The sequence below is a fragment of the Candidatus Giovannonibacteria bacterium genome, from assembly GCA_016432405.1.
Classification (GTDB): Bacteria; Patescibacteriota; Minisyncoccia; order UBA11713; family 2-01-FULL-45-33; genus MFHE01.
Genome location: CP066687.1, coordinates 349393 through 361991, shown reverse-complemented (window position 1 = coordinate 361991; position 12599 = coordinate 349393). Strand labels below are relative to the sequence as shown.

The following is a 12599-nucleotide window of genomic DNA, read 5'->3' as shown; positions in this document are numbered from 1 at the left end:
TAAAATAAAACCATGAAAAAGCGCGTAAGGAAAGGGGCGCGGTATTTTCACGGCGATGACCTGACAAAAAAAGCGCTGGACAGAAAGCGCCGCTCCAAAACCGAAAAATGGGAGCGCCGCGGGCGCCGCTCCCGAAAGGCCCGCTAAATTAAAGAAAAAGAACGCCGAAGGCAGGAAGGATAAACCACCATTTGGCGTAGGCGGAAGAAGTAAAAACTTGCAGAACAAACGGCGAGAGGTTTAAGAGATTGTTTTTTATAATATCTTCCGGAGCAAGTTTTATGATAGACGCGGCCAAAAATCCGGCGGCTAAAATTGATAAAACCAAAATCTCCCACCAAAGCCCGCCGGAATACCCCGTCGCGCCCTTAAAAGAGCGCATCAAAAAAAGCGCAAGCAACAAAAGAAGCGTCAGAAAAATTCCGGCGCGGAACATAAAAATCTCGCTTGGCGAGCGGCCGGCGGCGAAAGTATCAATCGGGATGTAAGGGAAAATAGCGAGCAGGGCGTAAAGAGCCAAAATTCCCAAAGCCATCTTTTTCTTGCCGCCGGAGACGCCCCAAAAAAATCCAGCGGCCACCAGCATAAACACCAAAACGGCGTCCCATGCCGGATTTTTGAGCAAAGATAAAAATGATGCCATAAATATATTATAGCCCCTCCCTCTCCAAATCAGAAAGGAGCTTTTTCGCCTGATGCGAAAGTTTTTTGGGCAACTTCGGAAAAAGGCGGACTAATAAATCTCCCCTACCGCCTCTTTCTTTGACTACCCCTTTCCCGCGGAGGCGCAAAAAATCCCCCGCTTTGGAAAGCTCCGGAATACGCACCGAGGCCTTGCCATCCAGCGTTTCTATGATTTCTTCCCCTCCCAAAAGCATGCGTGATACCGGCAAATGCAAGTCAGTTAAAATATCAAATCCTTCGCGGCGGAAAGCATGGTGCGGCAAAACGCGTATCCGGACATAAAGGTCCCCCGCCTGCCCCTTAGCAACCTCTTCACCCATGCCTGTGAATTTGATTGCCTCGCCGTCGCGGATGCCCGCGGGAATATCTATGCCAATCGTCTCCGATTTTTTTAAAATACCCGAACCACGGCAATGCCTGCAGATTTTCTCCGGCACCTCCCCGCGCCCGCGGCAAATCGTACATTCCGAAAGCGCCGTAAAGGAGCCGAAGAGCGAACGGCGCGTCTCGCGCACCGTCCCCGTGCCGCCGCAGGTCTGGCATTTTTTGAGTGAACTTTCCGGCTCCGCCCCGGAACCCTTGCAAATTTCGCATTTTTTCGATTTTTCAATAACCACGCTTCTCCGCCCGCCGAAAACTGACTCTTTAAACGAAACATCAATGCCCAAAGATATATCGCTGCCCCGTTTTGCTCTCCGCCCTTGTCCGCCTCTGGCGGAGAAACCCCCCAGCCCGCCCAAAAAATCTTCCCAGCCAAAGGCCTGGCTCCCGCCAGCGCCTTGGGCGGAAAAAATATCTTCAAAAATATCCCCGAAACCGCCGTCAAATCCTTCAAAATCACTACCTCCCCATTGCGGCCCCTGTCCGGAAAAGGTTTGTCCAAACCGGTCATACTGCTGGCGTTTTTGCTCGTTACCCAAAATCTGATAGGCCTCGTTTATTTCCTTGAATTTTTTCTCATCTCCCCCTTTTTTATCCGGGTGATGCTCATGCGCAAGTTTTCTATACGCTTTCTTTATCTCCTCCCGCGAAGCGCCCTTCTTCACCCCCAAAATTTCGTAGTAGTCCTTGGCCATTATTTTTTATCTCCATCAATGTCTTTATAATCCGTGTCTTTGACATCTGGCCCGCCGCCTCCTTCCGGTTTTTTATACATCGCTTCGCCGATTTTGGAGAGGGACTGGGCAAGGGCGGTTTCAGCGTTACGGATTTCGGAAACATCGTCGCCGTCTTTGGCTTTTTTGAGCGTTTCTATTTTTTGATTGACTTCGTCCTTGGTTGCTTGTTCAACTTTATCCCCGGCATCGCGCAAAGATTTCTCCGCTGTATAAACCAAAGCATCCGCGCGATTTCGGGCTTCAACCAATTCTTTTTTCTTTTTATCCTCATCAGCGTGAAGTTCTGCGTCTCTCTTCATCTTCTCAATTTCGTCCTTAGAGAGCCCTGTAGACGCTTCAATCCTTATGGATTGCTCTTTATTCGTCGCTTTGTCCTTGGCTTTGACGGACAAAATCCCGTTGGCATCAATGTCAAAACTAACCTCAACCTGCGGCATACCGCGCGGCGCAGGCGGGATGCCGTCTAAAATAAATCTGCCCAAAGTTTTGTTATCCGCCGCCATGTCTCTTTCGCCCTGCAAAACATGAATCTCAACGGAGGTCTGGTTGTCAGCCGCAGTTGAGAAAACCTGCGCACGCGCGACTGGCACCGTCGTGTTTTTTTCAATGACTTTTGTCATCACGCCTCCCAAGGTCTCAATACCCAAAGAGAGCGGCGTCACGTCCAAAAGCAAAACGTCTTTTACGTCGCCGCGCAAAATTCCGCCCTGCACCGCCGCACCCACGGCCACGACTTCGTCGGGATTAATGGAAAGATTGGCTTCCTTCCCAAAAAGCTTTTTAATCCCCTCTTGAACCGCGGGCATCCTCGTCTGCCCGCCGACCAAGACAATTTCGTCAATGTTTTTTAATTCAAACTTGGACTCGCGGACGACATTTTTTGTGATTTCAAAAGATTTGTCCAAAAAATCGCGCACCAAATCTTCCAGCTTGGCGCGAGTTAATTTCATAATCAGGTGCCGCGGGCCGGAGGCGTCAGAAGTAATAAAGGGAATATTTATTTCGGTCTCAAGCGCGGTTGAGAGCTCGTGCTTGGCCTTCTCCGCGGCTTCCTTTAGGCGCTGGAGCGCCAAGACGTCCTTGGTGACGTCAACCCCGGATTCTTTTTTAAATTCCGAGGCAATATGCTGGATGACTCTTTGGTCAAAATCGTCGCCGCCCAAGTGGGTGTCCCCGCCGGTCGCGCGGACCTCAATGGTGTTGTCCCCGATTTCAAGCACCGAAAGGTCAAATGTGCCTCCCCCCAAATCGTAAATCACAATCTGTTCGTTCCTTTTTTTATCAAGCCCGTAAGCCAGCGCGGCGGCGGTGGGCTCGTTTAAAATCCTTTTAACTTTAAATCCCGCTATTTCTCCCGCAGCTTTTGTGGCCTGCCTCTGCGAATCGTCAAAATAGGCGGGCACGGTGATAATCGCCTCCTCAATTTTTTCGCCGAGTTTGGCTTCGGCGTCGGTTTTTAATTTCGTCAAAATCATAGCCGAAATTTCCTCCGGCCGGTACCATTTTTCATTGATTTTGACCTCTACTCCGCCGTTGGCGGATTCTTTGATTTCGTAAGGCAAAAGAGTTTTATCTCGTTTAATCTCCGCGTCGCTGAATTTCCGCCCAATCAGCCGCTTTACCGAAAAAATAGTGTTTTTTGGGTTAGTCACCGCCTGCCTTTTTGCCAAAAGCCCGACTAATCGCTCGCCGGATTTTGAAAACGCGACCATTGAAGGCATGGTTCGCGCCCCCTCCGCGTTTTCCAGTATTTTCGGGACTCCGCCTTCAACAATCGCCATCGCCGAATTAGTCGTCCCCAAGTCAATTCCTAGAATTTTTGCCATGTTTGTTTAATTAGTTAAGCTTTATAAACTCCCACTTTTACTTTGCTTGGCCGAAGGACGCGGTTATAAATCATGTATCCTTTTTGCAGCTCCTCAATTATAACGCCGTCTCTTTCTCTTTCAGAAACCCCAACCCGCTCAAGCGCCTCGTGATACATCGGGTCAAATCTCCCGCCATTGGCCTCAATTTGTTCAACGCCCTCTCTTTTTAATATATCGAGCAACTGATTGTAAATCGGGTCCTCCCCGCCTTCGCTAAAGCTACGGCGGGCAAGAAGCGAATCGGCTACCGCCAGCATCTCCCGCAAAATCCTCTCACCGGCGAACTTTGCAAACTCTGCCCTGGCTTTCTCCTCGTCTTTCCTTGCATTGATAAAATCCGCTTTTGCCCTCTGCCAGCCCGCCAGATATTCCGCCTTTTCTTTCTGGCAAACCTTAAGCTCCTCGCGCAGTTTTTTTAATTTATCGCCAAGCCCGTCCTCCTCCACGACTTCACTCTCTATAATATCATCTTTTTCGTTTTGCATTTTTTGTCTTTCTACTTTTCTTAATGTCTTCGGCGGCATAGCGAACCGCGGAGGCTGCCCTTTCGTAATTCATGCGCTGCGGGCCGGCGGAGAAAATAACGCATTCGCCGAGATTTTCGTCGCGAAAGAGCACGCTCACGATTCCAAAACCTTTTACGTCAACCTCCGTATCCGAAAATGTTTTTATGTCGCGGTGGATGTTTTCGGCGAAATCAGCAAAGCGCGCGGCCATGCCGCGCCGTAAAAATTCCGGCTCCTTCAAGACCTCCGGGAGGCCGTGCCCGAAAATGCGCTCTTCGTCCAATATTCCTATGCCGGAAAAAAGTTTAAGGTGCCCAGCCAAAACGCGGGAGAGCTCGCCGAAAGCCGAGTTCAGCTCCAAATTCATTTTTTCAGTAATGCGGTCAAGCTCGCCGCGGAGTTCGGAAGCCGGCTCGCGCACGGACATTAAGTTTTCCACAAAATAGCGATATCCTTTGTCGGTCGGGGCGCGGCCAGCGGAGATGTGCGGCTGATAGAGATACCCTTCTTCGTCCAGCGCCTGCATCACCCACCTGATTGTCGCCGGGCTCGCGTCCAGCGCTCCGCGAGAAGAAATACGGCCTGAAGACACGGGGGTTGCCGTCTTAATATAGTCCCTTATTATAAAATCCAAAATGTTTTCTTTCCTCTGTTCCAGTATCATATTCGTAATTAGTAATATATCAAAGTTAGCACTCTCCAGTCAAGAGTGCTAACGCGCCTCGCGGTCCCTGGTTTCCCCACCTGCCTGCCGCCTGCCTGCCGGTAGGCAGGGCAGGCAAGCTTGACTTTTTTGATTTTCCGGCATAAGCTGATATCAGAGGGGCTTTAAGCTCCAGAAAGGAGGGTTTTATGGACTGCCATGAACTTTGTTTTGTTCCGCATCCAAAAGAACCCGGGTCTTATGTACTCCGACTTCGCGGGCTTACCGAAAAAGAGGCGGCTGGCTTGGACAAAGATCGGCTTTGCAATATTCTTGACCAAGTTGCCAAGTCCGCTCTTCTCGCTAAGAAGAATGTGCGCAAGAATCCCGAGCTCTTGAAACAATTCATCGACATACCGACATTAAACTAAAGGAGGAGAGACAGCTATGGGGAAAAAAGTTGAAGTATGGATGGACCCGGCAGATGAAAGCGGGACGGTTTTCATCGTTATGCGCGAACTTACTACGCCCGAGGAATGCAGGCACATATTGGGGCGGATAAGCAGCGCGCATGAAGTGGATCTCTGCGTTAGACAGGTGGAAAAGAAAAACCTGTCAAGCCATGTTGCTCTAGCAATCCGGCCTAAACAATGGCCTAGGGAAATCGCGGACGTGGTGCTAGCGCAAATGATGGAGATCTGCCGAAAGGCGGGTGGCGAGGTGAGCGAAAACGCCATAGCAAGAGTTCAGCGCAACTTTAAGGTGCTCTGTGAGCGCAAAACCGCAGAAGCAAGTCGGCGTGTCCAGAAGTCTGCAGAACGGTACTGGGTCTGAATGCATAGGGGGATGGCAACTGCCGCCCCTCTTTTTTTATTTTGTAATCGTTGACAAGCTCTTCTTTATCTGCTCATAATGGAAACAGAGAGGAGGGCTCTATTATGGCTAAAAAGGCACAAATAGAACCCGCTCAAGGTTGCGAAGAAGTTTTAAAAATTGGAGATGTTATCTTCGTTTGCGACGACGAAAAGAGGGGTCATATCACACCACACTGGTCGCAACGAACAATTGAAGTTGGTGGCCAAAAATCTGAGTGTCGTATTACTTACAACCTAACCTGGAAAATAGTCCCCAACGTCATCCTATCTTCGCAAAATTGAGCAGGCCCCGTCGCGGACGACGGGGCCATTTTATTTTTCTTCCTATAAAATTTTTTTTGGTCATTCTAACGCGATCGCATTAAGTTGGTCAAAATCGTTTTTCAGTAACATTCTACCTCTTCGCCCACTGGGGGGCCTTGCGGGCTTTTTTGAGACCGAATTTGCGGCGTTCCTTCATCCGCGGGTCGCGCTTTAAGTATCCTAAACTCTTTAAGGGTTTCCTGTTTTCGGCGTCAACTTTTAAAAGCGCGCGGGAGATGCCGTGGCGCAATGCTTCCGCCTGCGAATGGATTCCCCCGCCGGAAATTTTCGCCGAAACCCTGTACACACCCTCCGCGCGCACCGCGCCCAGCCCCTCTTCCGCTATTTTTTTGAGCTCCAAAGTAGGAAAATATTGCGAATGCGCCTTGCCGTTTATGGAAATATTCGGCAAAGCATTTTTCTCTTTAAAAAGGCGCACGCGGGCAACCGAAGTTTTCCGGCGTCCAACCGCTTCAAAGTATCCGTTTTTATTTGTCTTCTCCATTATAAATTATCAAATTTTTAATCATTAATTTTTTAAGCCGGTTTTTGTGGAGCATCCCCGAGACGGCGTGGCGCAAAATATCGCTCCTCCAGCCAGTGGATTTTTCAGCGACTTCCCAGGCACTTTTTACTTTTCTGCCGCCAGGGTAGCCGGAGTACGTCCAAAACTCTTTATCCTTGAGTTTCTTTTCCGAAAAAGCGATGCTGCCGGCGTTTTTCACAATGACCCTGGGCAAAACAACCGTGTGCGGCAAAAAACCGGCGTCTGTTTTGCCTCTTAGCGCCTTGGCAACCTCCGAGGCAATCCTCCCGAGCTTTTTGTTTTTCGCGTCAATTATAATTTCTTTCGTCATATTTTTACACAAACTCTATGAACGCCATCCGCGATGCGTCTCCGCTTCTTCGGTTAAGTTTTATAATTCTGGTGTATCCGCCGTTTCTCGTTCCGTATCTGGGCGCGATTTCTTTGACCAGTTTAGCGGCCGCCTCTTTCGGTAAAAATCTTCTTGCATCGCGGTGCGCCAAAACAGGGTTCTCGCTCCTTTTGGCGCGCGTCACCAGTCGCTCCGCGACCGGCCGGAGCTCCTTGGCGCGGGCGAGCGTAGTTTTAATTTTCCCGCGTGCTATCAAACTAACCGCCAAGCTCCTTAAAAACGCCCGCCGTTGGTTTCTTTCTCTTCCGAATTTTCTCGCTTTCTTCACCGCGTTTATTTTTTATTCCCTTAAAGAAAGCTGCAGTTTCGCCAGCGCTTTTTTAATTTCCGCAACCGCCTTCTCGCCGACGCCGTCTAGGTCCCTGATTTCGCTTTCGGATTTTTGGGACAATTCCTCCGGCGTGCTGATGCCGGCGGAGATTAGCGCATTTTTAGTGCGCTGGGAAAGCTTCATCTCGCCGAAGCCCTCTTCTTTGCCCGGCGCCGCGCCGGGCTCGGCGCCGCCTTCAAAATTTTCAATATGCTCTATTTGCCGGCGCATAATCCGGAGCGCTTCCTTAAGCGCGGCGCGGGGAGAAATTGTCCCGTCGGTTTCTATAAAAAGGCGCAGGCGGTTGTAATCCGTGCGGTCGCCTACGCGCATATTTTCAACTTCGTAAGTGGCTCGCCGGATGGGAGTAAAAATCGCGTCCAGCACTATGGTTCCCACCGAAATCTTGTCTTTGACCAGCTCTTCGGAGGGCACGAACCCAATGCCTTTTTCCACGGTAAACTCGGCGTTGAAACTGGCGTTTTTGTCGGTAAGGGTTGCAAGATAGAGGTCTTTATTCATAACCTCAAGCTGAGTGGGGCATTTTATGTCTTTTCCTTTGATTTCTTTAACGCCCCTGACTTCCAGAGTCGCCGTCTCCGGCCCGTCTGTATGGATTTTAAAACGAAGCTGTTTAATATTGAGCAAAATCGTAACGACATCTTCCAAAACCCCCGGCAGCGTGGCGAACTCGTGAGACGCCCCTTCTATTTTTACTTTCGTCACGGCCGCGCCGGAAAGCGAGGAGAGCAAAATCCTCCGAAGCGAATTTCCCAAAGTATGGCCGTAGCCCGGGTAAAAGCCGTCTATCTCGTATGTTCCCTTGGAATCCTCTTCGGAAACGACGCGGGTATGGGTTGGCAAAACCGTGCTCTGATCCATAAAATTAAGCAAAAAATTAGCTGTTAACGCGAATAATATTCGACTATTGAGTTTAAATTGTAAGACCTTATTAAATCATCGGCGAGTGGCGCTGAAATTATTTTACCGGAAAAAGCGTCTTTGTCAATCTCCAGCCACTCCGGAGGAGCGTATTTTTTTATGGTCACGGGAAGATTCAAAAACGCTCCTTTGCCGACGCTTCCCGGCCGTATTTTAACCTCGTCCCCGATTTTAATCCTGCAGGAAGGGATGTTGATTCTTTTGCCGTTCACCAAAATATGGCCGTGGTTCACCACCTGCTTCGCTCCGGCGCGCGTCGGGGCGAACCCCAGACGGTAGACAACGTTGTCCAAACGCGATTCCAAGCTCCGCACTATCGCCTCGCCGGCGGGAATGGCGTGCTGGGAAACAGCGGAAAGCACGTAATTTTTAAACTGCTGTTCGCGAAGGCCGTAAAGGAACTTCACCCTTTGTTTGCTTTTAAGCTGCGTGCCGAATTCCGAAAGACCGCGCCGGAAAGATTTTCCGTGAATGCCCGGGGGGTAGGGCTTGCGCTTAAAAGCGCATTTCTCGCGCCCGCAAACAGACATACCCAACCTCCTGCAAGTTTTACAATTTGTTCTCATACTCTTCTCGGTTTCGGCGGACGCGGGCCGTTGTGGGGAACCGGAGTTGCGTCGCGGATTGAATAAATATCAAACCCCTGCGCGACAAGCGACCTTAATGCCGCGTCTCTCCCGGCGCCTACGCCTTTTACTAAAACGCTTAAATTTTTCACACCGGCGGCCTTGGCTTTGTCTCCCAAAAATTCCGCCAGCTTTGTCGCCGCGTACGGCGTCCCCTTTTTAGCACCGGAAAAGCCGAGGGCGCCCGAAGAAGAAGACATTATCACGTCCCCCCTCTGGTCGCTTATGGAAATAATCGTGTTGTTGTAAGTGGAAAGTATATGGACGACTCCGTCCGTAATTTTTTTCTTCGGGGAAGCAACCCTAACGGCCGAGGCCCTGCCCTCGTCCGTAGTCAAATCCGCTTTTTGAATTATTCTTTTCTTGCCCATTTTATTTCTTTTCCAGTTTGCGTTTGCCGGACATCATTGTTTTGCGGACGTTGCCTCTCCGGGTGCGGGAATTTGTTTTTGTGCGCTGGCCGCGGACGGGGAGATTTCTCATATGCCGGACGCCCCTGTAGGATTTTATGTCTTTTAACCTTTTAATGTTTAAGGTGACTTCCCGCCTTAGTTCCCCCTCAATTTTATATTTTTTTTCAATTAGGTCGCGGAGTTTGCTTATTTCCTGCGGGGCCAGTTCTTTGGCGCGCTTATTTTCGTCAATTTTCACGGAAGACAAAATGCGGCGCGCCAATGGCCTCCCTATGCCGTAAATGTAGGCGAGAGAAACGGGAATTTTTTTATTGTCCGGGATATTAACCCCTGCGATTCTGACCATCTTTAAATCTTTAAGTATTTAACCCTGCCTCTGCTTATGCCTCGGATTTTTGCAGACGATAAAAACTCTGCCGCCCCTGCGGACGACCTTGCAGCTCGCGCACCTTGGTTTTACCGAAGCCCTTACTTTCATATTTTGATTTCGCTCAATATAAATAATTATAACCTTTTAACAATTCGTCCCCTGGATTCGTCGTAAGGACTGAATTCAACCAAAACGCGGTCGCCGACCAGCACTTTGATGTAATGGACGCGCATCTTGCCCGACAGGTGCCCAATGACTTCCTTGCCGTCTCCCAATAAAATACGGAACGTCGCCGAAGGCAACGCTTCAATAACCTGCCCTTCTTTAATAAGTTTGTCTTTTGGCGAAGCTGGCATTAACAACGAATAGTCCCTATCTTAGCTCCCTTGTAAAATAATGTCAATGCGGCTGGGGTCGGAGGGGGTCTTGCGCCACCAAAAGGGCTTAAAACGCGCCTCCACTCCGGATATTGATGGCAAAGCGGAAAACCGCAGAATCGCGCCCCTGACGCCATGCTCCAAAATCGCGCTTTTTAGCGTCTGGGTGTCCACAACCGCCTCAATCTCCGCCGTGCCGCGGACGGCCAGCGTAAAACTGCGCGCTTCAAATTTATAGCCGATTAATTTCATCGGCAGTTTGTCCAGATTTTTTACGCGCACCGGAGCTCCCTCGAGCGCCGCAAGTTCGGGCAAATTCTTCAAAAGCGCCTCCTCTAAAGCCCGCCTTTCAACGCTTGCCCCCCTGATTTCTCCTTCCGCGCTGAAATCAAATTTTTCCGCCGGCGAACCCGGGGCGGGGTCCGAACCCTCTTTGGCGGCTGCATATTCAACCGACTCCGCAATTAAAAATTCTTCCTTTGGTATTTTTCCGGAAATAAGTTTAGGCGCGGCCTCGCGCACTCGCAGCATAAGTGCCGTCAGAGCGGAATCCGTGTCCGATTTGCCCACCACAATTTGTTTTCCGCTTGCTCCGCCGGATATTTCGGCTTTGGACCTTGCAAAGACGAGTTCGTATTTGGGAGAATCTTTAAAACCGGGCAAAGTAAAATCCGAGAGCCCGATATTGTATTCCGCGCCCGCCTTGTCCGCAATTACCGTCACATCCAGCGAACCGGGCACCGCCTGCCCGCCCTGTGTCTTGGCACCGGGCACGACTATAGTTTTTGGAATCCGATAAATTCTGCCGTCCGGCGCCTCAAGGCGCGTGGAAGCGATAAGAATCTGGGGCGCCTTAGATTTGTTAAAAAGGGCGACTATACCCTGCGCTTTCCGGTCCTGGAATTTCTCTTCCGTGGCGTTAAATGAACCGCTCTCCTTATGCGGCAGCGTGAGAGTCCTGAAAATCAGAAAATTGCCCGCGCTGCCGTCAGGCAAGCCGTCCCGGGATTTGCTCAACGGCAAAGTTTTGTCCATTTGGACAGACAACGCTTTCGGGGTTACCGTCACTTCAACTTTCCCGAAAACCGCGCTCAAGACGGCAGCCAGCGCAAGCAGCGCCAAAATCGTAAAAACGGACCTGCCCCTGCGTCCCGTCCTCAAATAGCGCTTCGGGGGCTTGATCGCCGCCGGTGGCTCTTTGAAAAACTGAGAAGTAATTTCTTTTCTTGGCGCAATCACAACATCCGAAATCACGCGCTTGCCGCTTGAGGGGAGAATGTCTATAAAACTTTCTTTAGTCTGTCTTGGCATCAGCAAAAATGCTCAAAGCCGCTAAAATAACGTCGCCGCCGCCGGAGAGCGCGCCGGCCGGGTCCAAAAAATCATTGAACGCCTCCGCGCGCAAGAGCTCCACAGACACATCCGCGCCATAATCCTTTTTCAGGCAATCTTTCAGAAAATCGGAGAAAACGGAGAAGTCAGCCCCGCCTCCGGAAAGCAATATTTTTTTAAACGCCGCCGGCGCGCTCGCGAAATTTTTAATGCTTGCCCACCAATCAAAAAGCGCCGCAGATAAAACCCTGTCCACCTTCATTTTCAAACGCTCATCCAGCGCGCCGGCAGTATACTTGCGCAAAATCGGCTCAACCTCCTCTGGCCCAATTTTTAGCGCCGCCCCGATGCGCCTGGCGAGAGTCCTTATGCCGAAAGCGGCGGCGCCCATGTGCTCAATCGTGTTTTTGCCGGCTCCAAACACTCCGGTCACTTCTCCGCCGATGTCCACAACCAAAACCGGACCGGACAAATTCTCCGTGGATTTTAGCAGCTTCCATAGAACCCAGGTATCGGAAGAAAAAGAAACCGCGCTCCGGGGGAAAAATTTTTCTTTCGCTTCATCTACGTAATCTTTCAAAGTCGCGCTCACTAAAGTAAACACGGCCTCGGCCCCCAACGTTTTGCCTTTATACCCGATTGCGTCGACGATGTCGTATCCGTTCACTCGCATGGCAAGAATATTCCGCCCGACCGGCGCGAGCCGCCTGTTTGCCACCAAAACGTCTTCGCTTAAAAATTTTCCGATGGTGTCAATCTCGGCTCGACTGATCGGCTTAGACGGGTTAGGGCGCGCCTCTTCTCTTTGCGTTTTCTTATCCAAAAAAAACGGCTCGGAAAGCGCGATTAAAATAACGTCTGCGTGGCGGGAGGCGGCATAAGCGTCTTTAAAAACTTTCATGAAGCCGTCTTTTAAAATATAAGGGAGCTTGCCGGCGTCCGCGGCAAGCTGGTAGCCCAAAAGGTTTAAGGGATGCCTCAAAACTTTTTTAATCTCGCAGAGCCCGGCCGGGGCGTTCGGTCCGGCTTTTTCATGGCGCACGACGACCGCGGCGGAAATTGATGCTGTTCCCAAGTCAATCGCCAAGATGTGCGTCGTCTTTTTTTTGTGCCCAAAAATCCATGAAAGCATGAGAATATTATAGCACGCTATGGACAAATTTTAAGCAATTGCTATGATGGCGAGCAGAGAAAGGAGGGCTGAAAACAAAATGGAGCTTTTTTTATTTTTATTTTATATCCTTGCAAGTAATCTAAACTGTATAACACTTTCTTCCGATCGAGCAGAATTGTT

The 12599-nt window shown here is 50.2% G+C and carries 19 protein-coding genes; 3 read left to right on the top strand and 16 right to left on the bottom strand.

The window, feature by feature from the left end; translation table 11 throughout:
* Positions 1–148: 148 nt before the first annotated feature.
* From HYW15_02245 to HYW15_02225, 5 genes are read right to left on the bottom strand one after another with little or no spacing between them, the layout of a single operon-like run.
* Positions 149–643, bottom strand: coding sequence for a hypothetical protein (locus HYW15_02245; protein ID QQG42316.1), 495 nt, complete (start codon positions 641–643; stop codon positions 149–151).
* 7 nt (positions 644–650) lie between these two features.
* Positions 651–1760, bottom strand: coding sequence for a DnaJ domain-containing protein (locus HYW15_02240; GenBank protein ID QQG42315.1), 1110 nt, complete (start codon positions 1758–1760; stop codon positions 651–653).
* Positions 1760–3628 carry a molecular chaperone DnaK gene (gene dnaK, locus HYW15_02235; protein QQG42314.1) on the bottom strand — a complete coding sequence of 623 codons (1869 nt, stop codon included), beginning with the start codon at positions 3626–3628 and terminating at the stop codon, positions 1760–1762. The genes HYW15_02240 and dnaK overlap by 1 nt, the downstream gene beginning before the upstream one ends.
* A 14-nt stretch (positions 3629–3642) precedes the next feature.
* Positions 3643–4155 carry a nucleotide exchange factor GrpE gene (locus tag HYW15_02230; GenBank protein QQG42313.1) on the bottom strand — a complete coding sequence of 171 codons (513 nt, stop codon included), beginning with the start codon at positions 4153–4155 and terminating at the stop codon, positions 3643–3645.
* Positions 4136–4840, bottom strand: coding sequence for a hypothetical protein (locus HYW15_02225; protein ID QQG42312.1), 705 nt, complete (start codon positions 4838–4840; stop codon positions 4136–4138). Before HYW15_02225 ends, HYW15_02230 begins: the two co-directional genes overlap by 20 nt.
* 188 nt (positions 4841–5028) lie before the next feature.
* On the opposite strand from HYW15_02225, the gene HYW15_02220 reads away from it, so the two are divergent.
* The 3 genes from HYW15_02220 (at position 5029) to HYW15_02210 (ending at position 5976) form a co-directional block, all read left to right on the top strand.
* Entirely contained in the window at positions 5029–5250 is a 222-nt protein-coding gene (locus HYW15_02220; GenBank protein ID QQG42311.1) for a hypothetical protein, read from the top strand.
* Positions 5251–5266: 16 nt separating this feature from the next.
* Positions 5267–5653, top strand: coding sequence for a hypothetical protein (locus tag HYW15_02215; GenBank protein ID QQG42310.1), 387 nt, complete (start codon positions 5267–5269; stop codon positions 5651–5653).
* A 104-nt stretch (positions 5654–5757) separates the two neighbouring features.
* A complete protein-coding gene (locus HYW15_02210) occupies positions 5758–5976 on the top strand; it encodes a hypothetical protein (GenBank protein ID QQG42309.1) in 219 nt (72 codons plus the stop codon).
* Positions 5977–6088: 112 nt separating this feature from the next.
* Here HYW15_02210 and rpsI read toward each other — a convergent pair whose 3' ends face one another.
* From rpsI to HYW15_02155, 11 genes are read right to left on the bottom strand one after another with little or no spacing between them, the layout of a single operon-like run.
* Positions 6089–6502, bottom strand: coding sequence for a 30S ribosomal protein S9 (rpsI, locus tag HYW15_02205; GenBank protein ID QQG42308.1), 414 nt, complete (start codon positions 6500–6502; stop codon positions 6089–6091).
* Positions 6486–6854, bottom strand: a complete 369-nt coding sequence (gene rplM / locus HYW15_02200) for a 50S ribosomal protein L13 (protein ID QQG42307.1) — start codon at positions 6852–6854, stop codon at positions 6486–6488. Before rplM ends, rpsI begins: the two co-directional genes overlap by 17 nt.
* Before the next feature lie 4 nt (positions 6855–6858).
* Positions 6859–7212: a 50S ribosomal protein L17 gene (gene rplQ, locus HYW15_02195; GenBank protein ID QQG42973.1), complete on the bottom strand. Its 354-nt coding sequence runs from the start codon at positions 7210–7212 to the stop codon at positions 6859–6861.
* Between the two features lie 3 nt (positions 7213–7215).
* The gene (locus HYW15_02190; protein QQG42306.1) at positions 7216–8127 is read right to left on the bottom strand and encodes a DNA-directed RNA polymerase subunit alpha; all 912 of its coding nucleotides are present in this window, start codon (positions 8125–8127) and stop codon (positions 7216–7218) included.
* Positions 8128–8150: 23 nt separating this feature from the next.
* Positions 8151–8753 carry a 30S ribosomal protein S4 gene (gene rpsD / locus HYW15_02185; protein QQG42305.1) on the bottom strand — a complete coding sequence of 201 codons (603 nt, stop codon included), beginning with the start codon at positions 8751–8753 and terminating at the stop codon, positions 8151–8153.
* Complete coding sequence (gene rpsK, locus HYW15_02180; protein QQG42304.1) at positions 8750–9184, bottom strand: 30S ribosomal protein S11; 435 nt, start codon at positions 9182–9184, stop codon at positions 8750–8752. The genes rpsD and rpsK overlap by 4 nt, the downstream gene beginning before the upstream one ends.
* A gap of 1 nt (position 9185) precedes the next feature.
* The gene (gene rpsM, locus HYW15_02175; protein QQG42303.1) at positions 9186–9572 is read right to left on the bottom strand and encodes a 30S ribosomal protein S13; all 387 of its coding nucleotides are present in this window, start codon (positions 9570–9572) and stop codon (positions 9186–9188) included.
* Between the two features lie 18 nt (positions 9573–9590).
* Positions 9591–9704: a 50S ribosomal protein L36 gene (rpmJ, locus tag HYW15_02170; GenBank protein ID QQG42302.1), complete on the bottom strand. Its 114-nt coding sequence runs from the start codon at positions 9702–9704 to the stop codon at positions 9591–9593.
* A 26-nt stretch (positions 9705–9730) separates the two neighbouring features.
* Positions 9731–9952, bottom strand: a complete 222-nt coding sequence (gene infA / locus HYW15_02165; GenBank protein QQG42301.1) for a translation initiation factor IF-1 — start codon at positions 9950–9952, stop codon at positions 9731–9733.
* Positions 9953–9973: 21 nt separating this feature from the next.
* On the bottom strand, positions 9974–11284 hold the full coding sequence (locus tag HYW15_02160; protein QQG42300.1) for a hypothetical protein: 1311 nt from the start codon (positions 11282–11284) through the stop codon (positions 9974–9976).
* Positions 11268–12437, bottom strand: a complete 1170-nt coding sequence (locus tag HYW15_02155; protein QQG42299.1) for a hypothetical protein — start codon at positions 12435–12437, stop codon at positions 11268–11270. The genes HYW15_02160 and HYW15_02155 overlap by 17 nt, the downstream gene beginning before the upstream one ends.
* Between the last annotated feature and the right edge of the window lie 162 nt (positions 12438–12599).